Origin of the sequence: Rathayibacter sp. AY1A3 (genome assembly GCF_002930975.1) — a bacterium.
Classification (GTDB): Bacteria; Actinomycetota; Actinomycetes; order Actinomycetales; family Microbacteriaceae; genus Rathayibacter.
Window position 1 is genome coordinate 75529 of record NZ_PSTO01000009.1, and the last position, 17330, is coordinate 92858.

Here is a 17330-nt window from a genome sequence, read left to right on the forward strand (position 1 = left end):
GAGGGCCCGGGGCGCTAGCGTCCCGGGCCCTCCGGCGCCAGAGCCCCCGCCGCTTTTGTGCATCGGCACGAGCGGAGGGATGATGGATCAATGACCGATCAGACCGCCGGCACGGCGGGTCCCGTTCAGTCCGCCCCCGACACGAGCGCCGCCGCTCCGGCGCCGCAGCCCCCCGCCGATCAGGATCACTCCGATCAGGCCCTGGGATACACGCTCTGGGCGGTTCTCCGCAGGGATCCCGCACGTCCGTTCACCCTCTCCAGCGACGCCGTGGATCCCGCGGTGAAGCAGTACGAGCACCTCGTCGCCCAGCTCGAGGGCCAGGGCGTGACCGTTCGCGGCACCTACGACGTCTCGGCCCTGCGCGCCGACGCCGACATCATGCTGTGGCTCACGGGCCCGGCGCCCGAGGAGCTGCAGCGGGCCTACCGCGAGCTGCGGCGCACGGAGCTGCTGGTCGGCCTCCTGCCGACGTGGAACGCGATGGGCGTGCACCGCGACGCCGAGTTCAGCTCGAACCACCTCCCCGCCTACATGCGCGGGAAGGCGCCGGCCCGCTGGCTCACGGTCTACCCCTTCGTCCGCTCCTACGAGTGGTACATCCTCCCCGAGGAGGAGCGCCGCGCGATGCTCGCCCAGCACGGGCGCCAGGGCTCGCGGTTCCGCTCCGTCCTGACCAACACGGTCGCCTCGTTCTCGCTCGGCGACTACGAGTGGATCCTCGCCCTCGAGGACGAGGAGCTCGTCAACCTCGTCGACCTCATGCGCGACCTGCGCGCCACGGAGGCCCGCCGCCACGTGCGCGAGGAAGTCCCCTTCTACACAGGACGGCGCATCGACGCCGACCAGATCGCCGAGGTGCTCCGATGAGCGACACGACCAGCGAGCCGATCCTCGTCCGCGGGGCCACCCCCGCGGCGGCGTCCGGCCCCGAGCACGTCGAGGTCCCCGTGGCCTACGACGCGATCCTCCTCGCCGGCTTCGGTGGGCCCGAGGGCCAGGACGACGTCATCCCGTTCCTCCGCAACGTCACCCGCGGCCGCGGCATCCCGGAGGAGCGCCTCGAGGAGGTCGCCCACCACTACCGCCACTTCGGCGGCGTCAGCCCGATCAACGCGCAGAACCGCGCGTTGAAGAAGGCGCTCGAGGCCGAGCTCGCGAACCGCGGCATCGACCTCCCCGTGCTCTGGGGCAACCGCAACTGGGCGCCCTACATGAGCGAGGCCGTCGCCGAGGCGAAGGAGCGCGGGTTCACCAACCTGCTCGCCATCGCCACCAGCGCGTACTCCTCCTTCTCGTCCTGCAGGCAGTACCGCGAGGACTACGCGGCAGCGCTCGACGCGACCGGCCTCGAGGGCGAGCTGCGGATCGACAAGGTGCGGCAGTTCTTCGACCACCCCGGCTTCGTGATGCCGTTCATCAAGGCCGTCCACGACGGGCTCGACGAGCTGCGCGAGCGGATGCCCGACCTCGATGTCACGTCCGAGGTGGAGGTGCTGTTCTCGACGCACTCGATCCCCATGGCCGACGCCGAGCGCAGCGGACCCCACGAGCGCCACGACGACGGCACCGTCGTCGACGTGCACGAGTTCGGACCGGGCGGCGCCTACGAGGCGCAGCACCTCGCCGTCGCCGAGGTCGTCATGGCCGCCGCCACGGACGAGGACGTGCCCTGGCAGCTGGTCTACCAGTCGCGCTCCGGCCCGCCCACCCAGCCCTGGCTCGAGCCGGACATCAACGACGCCATCGCGGAGCTGCCGGCGCGCGGCCGCCGCGCGCTGCTGATCGTCCCGCTCGGCTTCGTGTCCGACCACATGGAGGTCATGTGGGACCTCGACAACGAGGCCCTCGAGACCTCGGAGGAGCACGGACTCGTCGCGCTCCGCGTCGCGACCCCCGGCACGGACCCGGTCTACGTCTCCGGCCTGGTCGACCTGGTCCTCGAGCGCGTCAACGGCGTGCCGACCGAGGACCGGGCCTCGATGACGGCGCTCGGCCCCTGGTACGACGTCTGCCGCCCCGGCTGCTGCGAGAACGTGCGAGCGGGGTTCAAGCCCGCCCTGGCGGGAATCGCACCGTGATGAGGAGTCGTCTGTCGTGAGCATCAGAGTCGGCACCCGCGCGAGCGCGCTCGCGGTGGCGCAGACCCGGATGACGGCCGATCTGATGTCGGCCGCCGCGGGGGTCCCCGTGGAGCTGGTGCGCATCGAGTCGGACGGCGACCGTATGCGCGGCTCGCTCGCCTCCCTCGGCGGCACCGGCGTGTTCGTCAGCGCCCTGCGCGACGCGCTGCTCGCCGGGCGCTGCGATGCGATCGTGCACTCGCTGAAGGACCTGCCCACCGCTCCGGTGGAGGGCCTGCTGCTCGGAGCGGTCCCCGAGCGGGAGGACCCGCGCGACGCGCTCTGCGCCCGCGACGGGCTCACCCTGGCGACCCTGCCGGTCGGAGCCCGCGTGGGCACGGGCTCGCCCCGTCGGCGCGCGGCGCTGCTGGCCGCCCGTCCCGACCTCGAGATCGTGGACATCCGCGGCAACATCGACACCCGGCTCCGAAGGGTGCTGCCCGGCAGCGACTCGCCGCTGGACGCGATCGTGCTCGCCCTGTCCGGCCTGCGCCGCCTCGGCCGGGTCGATGCGATCACCGAGGTGCTCGGCTTCGACGTCTCGCCGCACGCCCCCGGTCAGGGAGCGCTGGCCATCGAGGTGCGCGACGAGGAGCCGTCGGAGGAGCTGCGTGCCGCTCTCGCGGCGGTCGAGCACGTGCCGACCCGCGCGGCGATCACGGCCGAGCGGTCGCTCCTCGCCTCCCTCGAGGCCGGGTGCGCCGCTCCGATCGGAGCCTCCGCGGTCGTCGAGGAGGACCGCGTGGTCCTGCACGGCGTGGTCTTCGCCGTCGACGGCACGGCGTCCCTCGCACGGGAGGTCGCGGAGCCGGTCGGTAACGGTTCGGTCGGCGGTGGTCGACACCGGGCGGATCCGCAGTATGGTGGTCGCGAACAGCCCGTCGTCGAAGCCGCGTTCCGTTGCGGCTCTCTGCTCGCTGACGCGCTTCTCGGTGCGGGTGCCGCCGAACTCGCACCCCTGGGAGCCCCTTCGTGATCGTCCCCGCCGCCTACTCCCAGTGGGAGAAGCCGTTGCAGGGGTGGCGCATCCTCGTCCCCCGCGGAGGCCCGTGGGGGGACGGTGTCGCCGCCGCTCTCCGAGCCAAGGGAGCCTCGCCCGTCGTCGCTCCGATGATCAACTTCGCGCCGACCGACGACTTCCCCGCGCTCGAGCAGGCCCTCGCCGACCTGGAGGCCGGCGCCTTCGACTGGATGACCGTCACGAGCGCGACCACGGTCGACGTCCTCTCCCTCCTGCGCACCACCGTGCCCGCCAGCACCAGGGTGGCGGCGGTCGGCGAGACCACGGCGGCCGCGCTCGTCGCCGCCGGGTACTCCGTCGACCTCGTCCCCTCCGAGGACAACTCCGCCCGCGGCCTCCTGGCCGAGTGGGAGGAGGCGACCGGCGGCCGGCACCCCCTGCGCGTGCTCACGCTGCGGTCCGAGATCGCCAAGCCGCTGCTCACCGAGGGCCTCACCCGCATCGGGCACGACGTGCGCTCCGTGGTCGCCTACCGCACGGTCGGCGTCCCGGTGGAGGAGCGCGTCGTGGCGGATGTCGCCGGCGGAGCCGTGCACGCGATCCTCGTCACATCGGGCAGCGTCGCGGAGCAGGTCCAGAAGCAGCTCGGCCCGGTGCCCGAGTCGATCCTCGTCGCCGCGATCGGCCCGCAGACCGCGAAGGACGCCCGCGCCTTCGGCCTGCGCGTCGACGTCGTCGCCGACGAGCGCTCGGCCTCCTCCCTCATCGACGCGGTCGCCGCCGTCGCCACGGAGCGCGCTCCCCGCTGAGCCGCCTCCCCGGCGCGACGTCGGCCGGGAGGGGCGGGCCTCGCCCTACAGGCCAGGGATCCGCTTCTCGGCTGATGTCGTGCGTCCGGAGCACCTCCACGGGGTGGGGCGTCCGCGCTCCCGGGAGGTGCTCGGCAGGGCGGGATTACGCTGGAGGACATGACTGCCATCCGCCCGCGCCGCCTCCGCACGACCCCCGCGCTCCGCCGCCTCGTCCAGGAGACGCGCATCCACCCGGCGCAGCTGATCCTGCCCCTCTTCGTGGCCGAGGGGATCACCGAGGCCCGGCCGATCGGGTCGATGCCCGGCGTGATGCACCACTCGCTGGACAGCGTCCGCGGAGCGGTGACGGAGGCGGCCGAGGCGGGGATCGGCGGCGTGATGCTGTTCGGCGTGCCGACCACGCGCGACGCGGTCGGCTCCGGTGCGACCGACCCCGACGGCGTGCTCAACGCCGCGACGCGGGTCGTCGTGGAGGAGGTCGGCGACGCGCTGGTCGTGCAGACCGACCTGTGCCTGGACGAGTTCACCGACCACGGCCACTGCGGCGTGCTCGACGACCGTGGGCGCGTCGACAACGACGCCACGCTCCTCCGCTACGAGGAGATGGCGCTCGCCCAGGCCGAGGCCGGCTCCCACCTGCTCGGGCTCTCGGGGATGATGGACGGCCAGGTCGGAGCGATCCGCGCCGCTCTCGACGGCGCCGGGCACCTGGACACCGCGATCCTCGCGTACTCGGCGAAGTACGCCTCCAGCTTCTACGGTCCGTTCCGCGAGGCCGTGCAGTCCACGCTGGAGGGCGATCGCCGCACCTACCAGCAGGACCCGGCCAACCGCCGCGAGGGCCTGCGCGAGGCGACCCTCGACCTCGCCGAGGGAGCCGACGTGGTGATGGTGAAGCCGGCCATGAGCTACCTCGACGTGCTCTCGGACGTCGCCGCCGTCTCGGACGTGCCGGTCTGGGCGTACCAGGTGTCGGGGGAGTACGCGATGATCGAGGCCGCCGCCGCGAACGGCTGGATCTCGCGCGAGCCGGCGATCCTGGAGTCGGTCACGGGGATCCTCCGCGCGGGGGCCGACGCGGTTCTCACGTACTGGGCCGTCGAGATCGCCCGCGACCTGCTGAAGTAGCCGCTCCTCCTCCCGGGAGCGAGCCTCGGCGTCTCGTCCGAAAGCGCTCCTCCGGCGCGAGGGCGCCGGGCGGCGCGCGTAACCTGGAGGGGTGACCACCTCGGCGAACGACACCCTGTACGAGCGTGCCCGGCACGCGATCCCCGGAGGCGTCAACTCGCCCGTCAGAGCGTTCCGCTCGGTCGGCGGGACCCCGCGCTTCATGGTCTCGGCCGCCGGCCCATACATCACGGACGCGGACGGGCGCGAGTACGTCGACCTCGTCTGCTCCTGGGGCCCCGCGGTCCTCGGGCACGCGCACCCCGAGGTCGTCGCGGCGGTGCAGGAGGCGGCCGCCCGCGGTCTCTCGTTCGGCGCGTCCACTCCCGCCGAGACGGATCTCGCCGAGCTGGTCGAGGCGCGGATCACGGCCGGGGGAGTCTCGCCGATCGAGAAGCTCCGCCTGGTCTCCACCGGCACCGAGGCGACGATGACGGCGATCCGCCTCGCCCGCGGCGTCACCGGCCGCGACCTGCTGATCAAGTTCTCCGGCCACTACCACGGCCACTCCGACGGACTGCTCGCCGATGCCGGCTCCGGTCTCGCGACCCTCTCGCTGCCCGCCTCCGCCGGCGTCACGGCCGCGACCGCGGCCCAGACGATCGTGCTGCCGTACAACGACCTCGAGGCGGTGCGCGCGGTCCTGGCCGAGCGCGGCGCCGACATCGCGGCGGTCATCACCGAGGCCGCGGCCGCCAACATGGGCGTCGTCGCTCCGGATCCCGGCTTCAACGCGGCCCTCGCCGACCTCGTGCACGCGAACGGCTCGCTGCTGATCATGGACGAGGTGCTGACCGGCTTCCGCGTGAGCGCCGGCGGCTGGTGGGGGCTCGAGAACCGAGGCGCCGAAGCTCCGTACCGGGCCGACCTCTACACCTTCGGCAAGGTCATCGGCGGAGGGATGCCGGTCGCGGCCCTCGGCGGCCGTGCGGACGTCATGGACCACCTGGCGCCGCTCGGGCCGGTGTACCAGGCGGGCACCCTCTCCGGGAACCCGGTCGCGGTGGCCGCGGGCATCCGGACGCTGCAGCTGGCCGACGACGCGGTCTACGCCTCGCTGGACGCCACGGCGCTGACCCTCCAGCGCGAGGTGTCGGCGGCGCTGACGGCCGAGGGCGTCGCGCACACGGTGCAGACGGCCGGCAGCCTCTTCAGCTTCATGTTCACGGACCTGGGCCGGCCGGTGCGCGACTACGCCGAGGTCCAGGCGCAGGAGTCGTTCCGCTACCCGGCGTTCTTCCACGCGATGCTCGACGCGGGCGTCTCGCTGCCGCCGTCGGTGTACGAGGCCTGGTTCGTCTCGGCCGCGCACGACGACGCGGCGATCGGGCGCATCGTGGACGCGCTGCCGGCGGCGGCGAAGGCCGCGGCGGCCGCTCGGGCGTAGGCTCCTGGGCCACCCGCGGATCAGGCGGGAGGCGCCCGCCGCACCGGAGCGGCGGACGTCCCGCGCGCCCGGCCGCCGGCGTGCGGCGACCGGACAGGGGCCCTCAGCCCCGGCGCGAGACCGACTTCGGCAGCACGAACACCAGCGCGAAGGCGGCGACCGCCATCAGGGTGCTGAGGAGCATCGCGGGAGCCGCGGCGTCGAGGAAGCCCGAGGCGACCGTGTCCGGACCCGTGATGACGAGGCTCCCGAACAGCACGCTGCCGATGACCGCGATGCCCACGGCCGAGCCGATGCGCTGGATCGCCGAGATCACGCCGCTCGCCGCGCCCGCGTCCTGCGGGTCGACGGTCGAGACGATGAACTGCACGTTCGGGGCGATGAAGAAGCCGTTGCCGAGGCCCGCGATCAGCAGCGGCGGCAGGAGCTGCCAGTTGCTGATCGAGTCCGGGGTCGCGGTCAGCAGCACCAGCCAGACCCAGCCGAGCCCGATGGCGAGCAGTCCGCTGCCCATCACCAGGACGTTGCGCCCCAGGCGCGCGGTCATCCGGTTGCTCTGCGAGGAGCTGATGATGCTGCCGATCGCGAAGGGGATCGACACCAGGCCCGACTCGAGCGCGGTGTGGCCGAGGCCCGACTGCCAGAGCAGCGAGATGGTGAAGAAGATGCTCGTGAAGGCCGCGAAGTAGACCAGCGCGAGGATCACGCCTCCGGTGAAGGCCGGGTGGCGGAACAGCGACGGCGGCACCAGGGGAGCGCGGCCGCGGCGGACGTGGAGGACCTCCCAGGCGCCGAACGCGGCGAGGAGCAGGACTCCGCCGGCGATCGAGAGGAAGGTCCACAGCGGCCAGCCCTCGTCCTCGCCCTGGATGAGCGGGACGAGCAGGGCGACCAGGCCGCCGGAGACGAGCACGAGGCCGAGCCAGTCGACGCCTCCGCTCGGGGCGCGGTCTCCGGCCTCGAGGTCGCGGCGGGCGGGGAGGAGGACCGCGGCGGCGATCAGGGTCGCGACGCCGATGGGCAGGTTCACCCAGAAGACCAGGCGCCAGCCGTTCTCGTCGCCGAAGGCCTGGATGATCAGGCCGCCGATGATCGGGCCGAGCGCCGACGAGACGCCGAGGACCGCGCCCATCACCGCGAAGGCCTTGCCGCGCGAGGGACCGCGGAAGAGGAGCTGGATGTAGGCGTTGACCGCCGGGACGAAGACGCCGCCCGCCAGGCCCTGCACGATGCGGGCGACGACGAGCTGGGTGTCGTCCGCGGCCAGTCCGCACGCGAAGCTGGCGACGGTGAAGAGGGCGATGCCGCTGACGAAGACCCACTTGTGCCCGAAGCGGTCGCCGAGGCGGCCGGCGGGGATGAGGGCGAGGCCGAACGCGAGGGCGTAGCCGGAGATGATCCAGGAGAGCGTCGACTCGGAGGCGTCGAGCGTGGTGCGGATGGTGGGAAGCGCCACGTTCACGATGGTCGTGTCGAGCAGGGCGATGAACATGCCCGCGAGCAGGACGATCAGCGAGCGCCAGGCGCGCTTGTCGGGGGCGGGAGGGGCGCCGGTCGATCGGGCGGTCGACGTCTCGGTCATCGCAGGAGTGCCTTTCGAGCAGGGGGGGGGAGGGGTGGTCCGTCAGACCTGTTCGAGGGACGCGACCGGATGTGAATGCTCGCAGGAGAAACCGGGTTTCCGCACGCCGGGATCTGTGGGGGCCTTCAGGCGGAGGGCTCGCCGCAGGCTCGCCTCGCGGGGTGTCAGCGGGTGCGCGACTCCGCCAGACGGGCGCAGTCGATGCAGAGCTCGGCCGTGGGCCGGGCGGCGAGGCGGGCGGCTCCGATCGGGCGGCCGCACGAGGCGCAGTCCCCGTAGCCGCCGGTGCCGAGGCGGGTGCGAGCGGCGTCGAGCTCGCGCGCCGTGCGGCCGAGAGCGTCGCGGACTCCGGCCATCCGCGACCACTCGGCCGAGAGCGGCGTGCCCTCCGGGTCGTGCTCGTCATCGGCGGTGCCGTCGGCACGGTCGCGCAGGAGCTCGGCCAGCGAGGCCTCGAGCCGGGCCGCCTCGTCGCGCGTCTCGGCCTGCCGCTCGGCCAGCAGCGCGTCGAGGAGGCGCGCCTCGTCCGGATCCATCGGCATCCGACCATGCTGCCACTCACGCGAGCGGCGGGGCATCATTGTGCGATCCGGCGCTGACCCGGCGGCGGGCGGCGGGGCACACTAGAGGCATGCCCGTCGTGACCGTGCTCCCCGACCGCCTCGAACTCCGCCTCACCGCGGCCGAGCGACTGCTCGCGTTCCACCGCAGCGACGTCGTCGTCGACCGGTCGAGCATCCGCTCGGCGACGGTCACCGAGGACCCCTGGATCTGGGTGCGGGGCATCCGCGCGCCGGGCACCGCGGTGCCGCTCACGCTCGCGGCCGGCACGTGGAAGTTCCACGGCGGCAAGGACTTCCTGCTGATCAAGCGCACCGCCTCGGCCGTCGTGATCGACCTGGTCGACGAGGACTACTCCCGCCTGATCGTGAGCACCAAGCACGCTCCCGAGCTGATCGCGGCCCTCCAGCTGGGGACGACGACCGCGGCGATCCCCGTGATCGAGACCGACGACCTCGTGATCGTCCCCGAGGTCGCCGAGCAGGCGGAGCGGGCCCAGGCGGCCGCCGCGGAGAAGCGCGCGAAGAAGAAGGCGAAGGCGGCGGAGGCCGCGGCCGTGGCCGCGGAGGCGGGGGGTCCGGCGACGGTGGTCGAGGGCCGGGAGGCGGCGAGCGGCGGGAGCGCGGCGACCGCGGCGGCCGCGGCTCCGGAGGCGCACGGTGCCGCGGAGGACGTCGCGGCTCCGACGGAGTCAGCAGCGGGGGCCGCTCCGAAGAGCTCGAAGGCGACGCCGAAGGCCGCTCCGAAGACGAGTGCTCGGACCGCCGCGAGCACGCCGGCCGAGTCCGGGGCTTCCGCGCCCGTGGCCGTCATCGGCTCCGAGCCGATCGACTCCGCAGCCCCGGTGAAGCCCGCCGAGCCGAAGTCCGCGGAGCCGAAGCCCGCCGAGCCGAAGTCCGCGGGATCGAAGCCCGCCGAGCCGAAGCCCGCCGGATCCGAGTCCGCCGAGCCCGCCCCCGCGAAGCCGGCTCCGGCCGCGAAGCCCGCGCCGAAGCCCCGCACGCCGGCGAAGCCCCGCGCCGCGCGCCCCGACTCCTCCGTCGGTCACGCGTCGGCCGAGCCGAGCGGCGCCACCGAGGCTGCGGAGTAGCGCACCGCCGCACGAGCAGCCGCCCCGCAGCGCCGGCCGGGGCGCCCCCTCCTCCACGCTCGAGGCGGGCGGACGCCCTCCGCCGACGCCGTGCCCTCAGGCGCGGACGTCCACCAGCGTCCGACCGTGCGAGCGGCCGGCGAGCACGTCCTCGGCCGCGTCGACCGCCCCGCCGAGCGGCACCGTCGTCGTCAGCTCGTCGAGCAGCTCAAGGTCGAGGTCGTGAGCGAGGCGGCGCCAGGCCTCCTCGCGGAGCTTGCGCGGCGCCTCCACCGAGTTGATGCCGGCCAGCGTCACTCCGCGCAGGATGAACGGCATCACGCTCACCGGCAGGTCCGGCCCCTGCGCGAGACCGCATGCCGCCACGGTCCCGCCCCACCGCGTCTGCGCGAGGGCGTTCGCGAGCGTGTGCGAGCCGGCGGAGTCCACCGCTCCCGCCCAGCGCTCGGACTGCAGCGGCTTCCCGCCCTCCTGCAGCTCGGCGCGGTCGATGACGTCGGAGGCGCCCAAGCGCTGGAGCAGAGCGCCGTGCTCGCCGAGTCGGCCGGTCGAGGCGACGACCTCGTGGCCCAGGCGCGCCAGGAGCACGACGGCGAGCGACCCCACGCCTCCCGAGGCCCCCGTCACCAGGACGGGACCGCTGCCCGGCCGCACGCCGTGCCGCTCGAGCGCCAGCACGGCCAGCATCGCCGTGAAGCCCGCGGTGCCGATCGCTCCGGCCCGTGCCGCCGAGATCGCGCCGGGCAGCCGGAGCAGCGACGCGGAGTCGACACGCGCCCGCTCGGCGAGCCCGCCGTCGTGGCGCTCGCCGAGGCCGGCGCCGTTGAGCACCACCCGGTCGCCGGAGTCGAAGCGCTCGCCCGCCTCGCCGTCCGCGTACTCCACGGTGCCGACCAGGTCGATGCCGGCGACGAGCGGGGTGCGGCGCACGATCCCGGGCCGCCCCGCCAGCGCCAGGGCGTCCTTGTAGTTGACGCTCGAGTACTCGACGGCGATCGACACGTCGCCGTGCGAGCGGTCGGGGTCGTCGCGCTCGAGGAGGCGGGCTCGGTTGGGGGTGTCGGTGTCGGAGTCGGAGTGCCGCTCGACGACGATGGCTCGGTACATGGGCCCACGCTACGCCCGCGGGCCCGCGGCCGGGCGGTCAGTTCAGGGGCCGGGTGCCCTCGGGGAGCGATCCGCCGGAGTAGAGGGCGGCGGCCGCGTCCTGGAGCGCCGTCAGGGCGACGCGCTGCGTCCACGGACCGTAGGAGACGCGGGCCAGCCCGAGCTCCTCGAAGCGGGCGGGGGACTGGGATCCGGGGACGCCGATGACGCTGACGCGCTGCCGCCCGAGGGCGGCGACGAGGGACTCCAGCTCGGCGTCCTGGAGCAGCCCGGGGACGAAGAAGCAGGTGGCGCCGGCGTCGAGGTAGGCGCGGCCGCGCTCGACGGCGTCGGCCAGGACCTCGCCGCGGTCGCGGTCGCCGGCGCGGAGGAGCACGTCCGTGCGGGCGTTGAGCGCGAAGGGCACCGCCTCCTCTTCGGCCGCGGCGACGGCCTTCTCGACCGCCCGCAGCGCCTCCGGGAGCGGCTTCGCCTGGTCCTCCAGGTTCGCGCCCACGACGCCGATCCCGATCGCGCGGCGGACCGTCTCGCCCGCGTCGCCGTAGCCCGCCTCGAGGTCGGCCGAGACCGGGACCTCGACGGCGGCGACGATGCGCTCGATCATGCCGAGGTGCAGCTCCAGCGGGATCCGCTCGCCGTCCTCGTAGCCGAACGCCGCCGCGATGGAGTGGCTGGCGGTCGCGAGCGCCCGGGTCTCCGAAAGCGCGGCGATCGTGGTCGCGCTGATCACGTCCCAGACGTTCACCACCTGCAGCAGCTCGGGGGCGGTGTGGAGGTCGACGAGGGTGCGTCCGCGCGCTTCGATGCTCATGGCACGAGCGTAGGGCCCGCGTGCGCGGCGCAGGCCGCCGCATCGCAGTCGGCGCAGACCACGAGCTGGGCGCGGCAGGAGAGGTCGGTGCAGTTGCGCATCCGGCTGGTCGGCGCGGCGCACGAGGTGCAGCGGCCCAGCACCTCGGCGTCGGGGGAGAAGGAGACGGAGCCGCGGCCGTCGAAGACGTACAGGGCCCCCTTCCACAGACCGCGGTCGCGCCGCGCCTCGGCGTAGCGGACGACGCCTCCGTCGAGCTGGTACACCTCGCCGAAGCCGCGCGCCGTCATCAGGCTCGACAGCACCTCGCAGCGGATGCCGCCGGTGCAGTACGTGACCACGGGCCGGCCCTTGAGGTGGTCGTAGACGCCGGCGTCGAGCTGCTCGACGAACTCGCGGGTGCTGGAGACCCCCGGCACGATCGCCCCCTCGAACCTGCCGATCTCGGCTTCGAAGGCGTTGCGGCCGTCGAAGAGCACCACGTCGTCGCGCTCGGCGACGAGGGCGTCCAGCTGGTCCGGGTCGAGCCGCAGAGCCGTCCCGACGACCCCGTCGGCGTCGACCCGCAGCTCGTCGGGCGCGCCGAACGAGACGATCTCGTCGCGCACCTTCACCGAGAGACCGGGGAAGTCGATGCTGCGGCCGTCGTCGTCGAGGCCGGAGCCGTCGCTCCACTTCACCTCGAGCCCGCGGAAGGCCGAGTGCTCGCGGGTGCGGCGGACGTAGCGCTTCAGGGCGTCCATCCCGCCGCCCAGCGTGCCGTTCACCCCGTGCTCCGAGATCAGCAGGCGCCCGCGCAGGCCCAGCGACTCGCACAGCTCGCGCTGCCACAGCCGCACGGACTCGGGGTCGGCCAGCGGCACGAAGCGGTAGAACAGCAGGATCTTCGGCAGCACCGGCACATCCTACGAGGACGTCCGGACCGGGGCGCGGCGTGTGGCAGCATCGTCGGGTGCCCGACGCCTCCGCCCCCGTGCCGCACTCCCGCCTCGAGGACGTCTTCGGTCTCGTCACCGGTGCGTTCGTCGTGTCGCTCGGCCTCTACCTGCTGCGCGCGAGCCAGGCGGTCACGGGCGGCACCGCGGGTCTCGCGCTGCTGCTGGGGTACCCGCTCGACATCCCGTTCGGCGTGATCCTCGTCACGGTCAACATGCCGTTCCTCGCCCTCTCGCTGTGGAAGAAGGGCTGGCGGTTCACGCTGCGGACCATGTTCTCGATCGTGCTGGTCTCGGTCCTGGCGGGGCTGCACCCGCTGGCGTTCGGCGAGCTGCGGATCGAGCCCGTCTACGGCGTCCTCACGGGCGACGTGCTCGCGGGGATCGGCCTCCTGATCCTCTTCCGGCACGGGTCGAGCCTGGGCGGGTTCAGCATCGTCGCCCTGATCGCGCAGGAGCGGCTCGGCTGGCGGGCGGGCTACGTGATGATGGCGCTCGACGCGTGCGTGGTCGCGGCCGCGCTGCTGGTGGTGCCTCCGCTGAACGTGCTGATCTCGGCGGCGGGAGTGGTGGTGCTCAACCTGGTCCTGGCGTTCAACCACCGGCCCGGGCGCTATCTCGGGTCCTGACCCCCTCCGCAAGCCCTTCGGCGCGCACCGCCGGGTTCCTAGGCTGAGGGCGCGGGCCCCCGCCCGCCCTTCCCGAACGGAGAAACCGGATGTCCGACTGGACCTACGACCCCTACGCCCGCCTCGGCGAGGTGCCGACCTTCGCGCTCGAGAGCGACGACATCGCCGACGGTGCGCCCCTGTCCGCCCGCCACTACGGCGAGGGCTCCGGCGGGGAGGACGTCTCGCCGCACCTGCGCTGGTCGGGAGCCCCCGCCGAGACGAAGAGCTTCGCCGTGACGGTGTTCGACCCTGACGCGCCCACCGGCTCCGGCTTCTGGCACTGGGCCGTCTACAACCTCCCGGCCGACACCACGGAGCTCCCCACGGGAGCCGGAGCCGCCGGATTCGAGCTGCTCCCGGCGGGCGCGCAGACGCTGCCCAACGAGATGCGGCTGCGCCAGTTCGTCGGAGCGGCGCCGCCGGACCGCGAGCACCGCTACTTCTTCGTGGTGCACGCCCTCGACGTCGAGTCGCTCGACCTCGACCCGGAGTCGACGCCGGCGATCCTCGGCTTCAACGCGCACTTCCACACCCTCGCGCGGGCGCAGATCGTCGCCACGGCGACGCCGGACGGCGCGAAGGGCTGACCCGCTCCGCGGGGAGCGCGCGCTACCCGAAGAGGGTGCGCGCCTCCTCGTAGCGGGCGTCCGGGACCGTCTTGAGGGTGCCGAGCGCCTCGGCGAAGTCCACGTGGTAGATGTCGGTGCCGCGCAGGGCGACCATGCGGCCCCAGTGCTCGGCGACGACGGAGTCGATGGCGGCCATGCCCAGGCGGGTCGCGAGGACGCGGTCGAACGCGGTGGGCGTGCCTCCGCGCTGGATGTGGCCGAGCGTCGTGGCGCGGGTCTCGATGCCGGTGCGCTCCTCGATGAGCGGGGCCAGCAGCTCGCCGATGCCGCCGAGGCGGGGCCGGCCGAAGGCGTCGAGGCCGCGCTCGGAGTGGGCGTCGTCCATCGTGTCGAGCGAGAAGCCCTCGGCGACCACGACGAGCGGTGCGCGCCCGCGGTCCTGCGCGCTCTGCACCCACTCGACGATCTGGTCGAGGGAGGTGCGCTTCTCCGGGATGAGGATGACGTGGGCGCCCGCGGCCATGCCGGAGTGCAGGGCGATCCAGCCGACGTGGCGGCCCATGACCTCGGCGACCATGCAGCGGCCGTGCGAGTCGCCGGTGGTGCGGAGGCGGTCCATCGCGTCGGTCGCGATGCCGACGGCGGTGTCGAAGCCGAAGGTGTAGTCGGTGGCGCCGAGGTCGTTGTCGATGGTCTTGGGGACGCCGACGATCTTGAGGCCCGCGTCCGTGAGGCGCTTGGCCGCAGCCAGGGTGCCCTCGCCGCCGATCGCGATGATCGAGTCGATGCCGTTGCGGTCCATCATCTCGGCGATCTTCTCGGGACCGCCGTTCTCGCCCTCGAAGGGGTTCGTCCGGCTGGTGCCGATGATCGTGCCGCCCTGCTTGGCGATGCCCTGGATCTCGGGGCGGCCCAGGGGCAGGAGGTCGCCGTCGACCACTCCGCGCCAGCCGTTCCGGAAGCCCACGAACTCCTGGTCGTAGACCTTGATGCCCTTGTAGACGGCACCGCGGATGACGGCGTTGAGGCCGGGGCAGTCGCCACCGGAGGTCAGGATCCCGATCTTCACCCGCTCAGGTTAGAGGACCCGGTGAACGGATGTGCACGCGGACGACGACGGGCCCCTCCTCGCCGCCTCGAGGAAGGGCCCGTCGTCGTGCCCGGTGCTGGTGGGACTAGGTGGTGACGAGCTCGCCGTTGACGCCGCGGGGGAAGAATCCGCCGGTGCGCGTCCCGGCCGCGGGGTTCAGGTACACGATGTTGAGGACCTGGCCCGGGGTGCGGCTGAACGCGATCGAGCTGCCGTCGGTCGGGACGATGTTCGCCTGGCCGTCGACCTTGACGCCCTGGTCGAGGTCGGTCTTGCCGTCGAGGCTGTCGCGAGCGTCGGAGAGCTTGTTCGCCGAGTCGGACAGGTCGGCGGCGTAGATCGCCGAGCGGATCGCGCCAGCGTGGTACGCCTCCACCGCGAGGATGCCGGCGGCCGCGTCGAGGTAGGTCTTCGACTGGATGAGCGGGGCGGCGCCCTTGTAGGCGGTCACTCCCACGTCCTCGAAGACGAAGGCGCCGAGCAGGAAGTTCGATTCGCTCGCGAACGGGTCGAACGACTGACCGGCCTTGATCAGCCCCGCCGCAACGGCGGCGGAGTTGAAGCTGTCCTTCAGGTTGATCGCCGGGCGGGCCACCTTCGCGGTGCCCAGCGCGGCCCGCAGGAACTTCACGTGGGCCTTCTCGTCGTTCGCGACCTCGGTGGCGAAGCTCTTCAGCCACGGGGTCTTGAAGTCGACGGGGCGGCCGCCGATGACGCCGCCGGGCGTGCCCTTGCCGGTCACGTCCGAGCCGCCGAGGCCGGTGCCGTAGACGGCGCGGAGGTAGAACTCGGCCTCGAGGTACTCGAGGTTGAGGGCGAAGTTGAGGATCGAGGCGTCGCTGGGGCCGCTGGCAGCGACCTCCTCGGCGGAGGCGGTGGGCGCGGCGAGGGCCGCGGCTCCGATGCCGAGGCCGGCGACGCCGGTGGCCTCGAAGAAGCGGCGACGGTCGAGAGCGGTCTCAGAGCTCTTGACGATCGCGTTGCGGATGAAGGTCGTGTCGAACATGTGCGCATCTCCAGTGATAGGCGGGTGCCGGGCGGCTGGAGCGCCGCCGCGACAGCGCGAAGCTACGCCCGGGATCGACCTGCTGACCAGTGGAAACGGGCGATCGGATCCGCGCATGTGTTCACGCCGTCTGAACCAATCCGCCGGGCGTGTCGCTCCGAACACGTCGTGGATGGGGGTTCTGCGGAGGAGCGTCCGATCCGGTGTCGGAGCCGCCGGTTAGCATCACTGCGTGTCGATCCCCGTCTCCGCTCCCGAGCCCTCCTGGGCGACGGTCTACGCGCCGTCGGAGCCGGTGAGCCTCGCGCTCACCCTCCGCACGCTGCTGCGGGGCTCGGGCGACCCGACCATGCTCCTCGACGCGTCCGGCTTCTGGCGGGCGTTCCGCACGCCGCTCGGCCCGGGCACGCTGCATCTGCGGCAGGCGGCGGACGGCGCGGTCCACGCGCGCGCCTGGGGCGGGGGAGCGGAGTGGCTGATCGACGCGGTCCCCGAGCTCCTCGGCCACGGCGACGACTGGAGCGGGCTCGACCTGTCGGCCCACGCGCCGCTCGCCGAGGTGCTCCGCCGCTCGTCGGGCCTGCGCCTCACGCGCGCGAACCTGGTGTTCGAGATGCTCGCGCCGTCGGTCCTCGAGCAGAAGGTCACGAGCACGGAGGCGTGGCGCGCCTACCGGGTGCTGGTGCGCCTCCACGGGGAGCCCGCCCCGGGGCCGGTCGCTCTGCACGTGGCTCCGAGCGCGCAGCAGTGGCGGCGCGTGCCCTCGTGGGACTGGCATCGCGCGGGAGTGGATCCGCGGCGCTCGCGGACCGTCCTCACCGCCGCGCTCGTCGCCTCCGGCCTCGAGCGGACCCTCGCGCTCGGGCGGGGCGGCGACGAGGTCGCCCGCCGGCTGCAGTCGGTGCCGGGGATCGGGCCGTGGACGGCGTCCGAGGTGATGATGCGGGCCCACGGCGATCCGGACGCGGTCAGCGTGGGCGACTACCACCTGGCCGCGGCCGTCGGCTTCGCGCTCACGGGCCGGCTCGGGGTCGACGACGACGGCATGCTCGAGCTCCTCGAGCCGTGGCGCGGGCACCGGCAGCGGGTCATCCGGCTGATCGGCTGCAGCGGAGCGCGGAAGCCGCGGCACGGCCCGCGGATGACCATCCAGGACCACCGCCGGCACTGATCCGCTCCTCCACAGGGGCGGCTCGCGGGCGAGTCGTCGCGACCACCGCGTCACGCCGCGTCCGGGCGGCGGGTCGGGCTTAGCCTCGGAGGATGCAGCAGTCGACGACCCCAGGTGTGCCCGGCAGCGACCCGGAGCGCGAGCCCGACGACGCGGCCGTGCGGAGCGGGGTCGACGCGACGATCGGTGGTCGGACGCCGGAGGGCGGCACGGGGTCGGACGACGAGGTCGAGGCCGGTGAGGCGCGCGACTCCGTGAGCGGGGCCGAGGTCGTGCCGGCGCCGGAG

At 73.6% G+C, this 17330-nt stretch carries 17 protein-coding genes; 10 read left to right on the forward strand and 7 right to left on the reverse strand.

The window, feature by feature from the left end:
* Positions 1-90 precede the first annotated feature (90 nt).
* From hemQ to hemL, 6 genes are all read left to right on the forward strand, one after another.
* A complete protein-coding gene (gene hemQ, locus C5C10_RS06375; RefSeq protein WP_104226142.1) occupies positions 91-870 on the forward strand; it encodes a hydrogen peroxide-dependent heme synthase in 780 nt (259 codons plus the stop codon).
* Positions 867-2081 (forward strand): ferrochelatase, encoded by a 1215-nt coding sequence (locus C5C10_RS06380; protein WP_104328823.1) that lies wholly within the window; start codon positions 867-869, stop codon positions 2079-2081. The genes hemQ and C5C10_RS06380 overlap by 4 nt, the downstream gene beginning before the upstream one ends.
* A 16-nt stretch (positions 2082-2097) precedes the next feature.
* Positions 2098-3099 (forward strand): hydroxymethylbilane synthase, encoded by a 1002-nt coding sequence (hemC, locus tag C5C10_RS06385; RefSeq protein WP_104328824.1) that lies wholly within the window; start codon positions 2098-2100, stop codon positions 3097-3099.
* Positions 3099-3893, forward strand: coding sequence for a uroporphyrinogen-III synthase (locus tag C5C10_RS06390; protein WP_104328848.1), 795 nt, complete (start codon positions 3099-3101; stop codon positions 3891-3893). Before hemC ends, C5C10_RS06390 begins: the two co-directional genes overlap by 1 nt.
* 159 nt (positions 3894-4052) lie before the next feature.
* On the forward strand, positions 4053-5024 hold the full coding sequence (gene hemB / locus C5C10_RS06395; RefSeq protein WP_104328825.1) for a porphobilinogen synthase: 972 nt from the start codon (positions 4053-4055) through the stop codon (positions 5022-5024).
* A 91-nt stretch (positions 5025-5115) separates the two neighbouring features.
* Complete coding sequence (gene hemL, locus C5C10_RS06400) at positions 5116-6450, forward strand: glutamate-1-semialdehyde 2,1-aminomutase (RefSeq protein ID WP_104222874.1); 1335 nt, start codon at positions 5116-5118, stop codon at positions 6448-6450.
* Between the two features lie 103 nt (positions 6451-6553).
* On the opposite strand, the gene C5C10_RS06405 is transcribed toward hemL, so the two are convergent.
* Both C5C10_RS06405 and C5C10_RS06410 read right to left on the reverse strand, forming a co-directional pair.
* Positions 6554-8032 carry an MFS transporter gene (locus C5C10_RS06405; RefSeq protein WP_104222873.1) on the reverse strand — a complete coding sequence of 493 codons (1479 nt, stop codon included), beginning with the start codon at positions 8030-8032 and terminating at the stop codon, positions 6554-6556.
* A 164-nt stretch (positions 8033-8196) separates the two neighbouring features.
* Positions 8197-8574: a TraR/DksA family transcriptional regulator gene (locus tag C5C10_RS06410; protein ID WP_258060451.1), complete on the reverse strand. Its 378-nt coding sequence runs from the start codon at positions 8572-8574 to the stop codon at positions 8197-8199.
* 89 nt (positions 8575-8663) lie between these two features.
* On the opposite strand from C5C10_RS06410, the gene C5C10_RS18180 reads away from it, so the two are divergent.
* Complete coding sequence (locus C5C10_RS18180) at positions 8664-9683, forward strand: hypothetical protein (protein WP_258060452.1); 1020 nt, start codon at positions 8664-8666, stop codon at positions 9681-9683.
* Between the two features lie 96 nt (positions 9684-9779).
* Here the strand turns inward: C5C10_RS18180 and C5C10_RS06420 are convergent, their stop codons facing one another.
* The 3 genes from C5C10_RS06420 to C5C10_RS06430 are packed head-to-tail and all read right to left on the reverse strand — an operon-like array spanning position 9780 to position 12497.
* Positions 9780-10790 (reverse strand): MDR family oxidoreductase, encoded by a 1011-nt coding sequence (locus C5C10_RS06420; protein ID WP_104328827.1) that lies wholly within the window; start codon positions 10788-10790, stop codon positions 9780-9782.
* Positions 10791-10827: 37 nt separating this feature from the next.
* Entirely contained in the window at positions 10828-11601 is a 774-nt protein-coding gene (locus C5C10_RS06425) for an isocitrate lyase/phosphoenolpyruvate mutase family protein (protein ID WP_104328828.1), read from the reverse strand.
* The gene (locus tag C5C10_RS06430) at positions 11598-12497 is read right to left on the reverse strand and encodes a rhodanese-related sulfurtransferase (RefSeq protein WP_104328829.1); all 900 of its coding nucleotides are present in this window, start codon (positions 12495-12497) and stop codon (positions 11598-11600) included. Before C5C10_RS06430 ends, C5C10_RS06425 begins: the two co-directional genes overlap by 4 nt.
* A 56-nt stretch (positions 12498-12553) precedes the next feature.
* Here C5C10_RS06430 and C5C10_RS06435 point away from each other — a divergent pair, with 56 nt between their 5' ends.
* The gene (locus C5C10_RS06435; RefSeq protein ID WP_258060453.1) at positions 12554-13165 is read left to right on the forward strand and encodes a YitT family protein; all 612 of its coding nucleotides are present in this window, start codon (positions 12554-12556) and stop codon (positions 13163-13165) included.
* 89 nt (positions 13166-13254) lie between these two features.
* Positions 13255-13794, forward strand: coding sequence for a YbhB/YbcL family Raf kinase inhibitor-like protein (locus C5C10_RS06440; RefSeq protein ID WP_104222867.1), 540 nt, complete (start codon positions 13255-13257; stop codon positions 13792-13794).
* Between the two features lie 22 nt (positions 13795-13816).
* Here C5C10_RS06440 and C5C10_RS06445 read toward each other — a convergent pair whose 3' ends face one another.
* Both C5C10_RS06445 and C5C10_RS06450 read right to left on the reverse strand, forming a co-directional pair.
* Entirely contained in the window at positions 13817-14845 is a 1029-nt protein-coding gene (locus tag C5C10_RS06445; protein ID WP_104237632.1) for a 6-phosphofructokinase, read from the reverse strand.
* Between the two features lie 106 nt (positions 14846-14951).
* The gene (locus tag C5C10_RS06450; protein ID WP_104328831.1) at positions 14952-15872 is read right to left on the reverse strand and encodes a ferritin-like domain-containing protein; all 921 of its coding nucleotides are present in this window, start codon (positions 15870-15872) and stop codon (positions 14952-14954) included.
* 232 nt (positions 15873-16104) lie between these two features.
* On the opposite strand from C5C10_RS06450, the gene C5C10_RS06455 reads away from it, so the two are divergent.
* The gene (locus C5C10_RS06455; RefSeq protein WP_104328832.1) at positions 16105-17043 is read left to right on the forward strand and encodes a DNA-3-methyladenine glycosylase; all 939 of its coding nucleotides are present in this window, start codon (positions 16105-16107) and stop codon (positions 17041-17043) included.
* The last annotated feature ends 287 nt before the right edge of the window (positions 17044-17330 follow it).

Bases quoted from the DNA above. Each gene is read 5' to 3' on its own strand.
- C5C10_RS06410 (WP_258060451.1), bottom strand. From the start codon at position 8,574: ATGCCGATGGATCCGGACGAGGCGCGCCTCCTCGACGCGCTGCTGGCC.
- C5C10_RS06405 (WP_104222873.1), bottom strand. From the start codon at position 8,032: ATGACCGAGACGTCGACCGCCCGATCGACCGGCGCCCCTCCCGCCCCC.
- C5C10_RS18180 (WP_258060452.1), top strand. From the start codon at position 8,664: ATGCCCGTCGTGACCGTGCTCCCCGACCGCCTCGAACTCCGCCTCACC.
- C5C10_RS06420 (WP_104328827.1), bottom strand. From the start codon at position 10,790: ATGTACCGAGCCATCGTCGTCGAGCGGCACTCCGACTCCGACACCGAC.
- C5C10_RS06450 (WP_104328831.1), bottom strand. From the start codon at position 15,872: ATGTTCGACACGACCTTCATCCGCAACGCGATCGTCAAGAGCTCTGAG.
- C5C10_RS06380 (WP_104328823.1), top strand. From the start codon at position 867: ATGAGCGACACGACCAGCGAGCCGATCCTCGTCCGCGGGGCCACCCCC.
- hemQ (WP_104226142.1), top strand. From the start codon at position 91: ATGACCGATCAGACCGCCGGCACGGCGGGTCCCGTTCAGTCCGCCCCC.
- C5C10_RS06440 (WP_104222867.1), top strand. From the start codon at position 13,255: ATGTCCGACTGGACCTACGACCCCTACGCCCGCCTCGGCGAGGTGCCG.
- hemB (WP_104328825.1), top strand. From the start codon at position 4,053: ATGACTGCCATCCGCCCGCGCCGCCTCCGCACGACCCCCGCGCTCCGC.
- C5C10_RS06425 (WP_104328828.1), bottom strand. From the start codon at position 11,601: ATGAGCATCGAAGCGCGCGGACGCACCCTCGTCGACCTCCACACCGCC.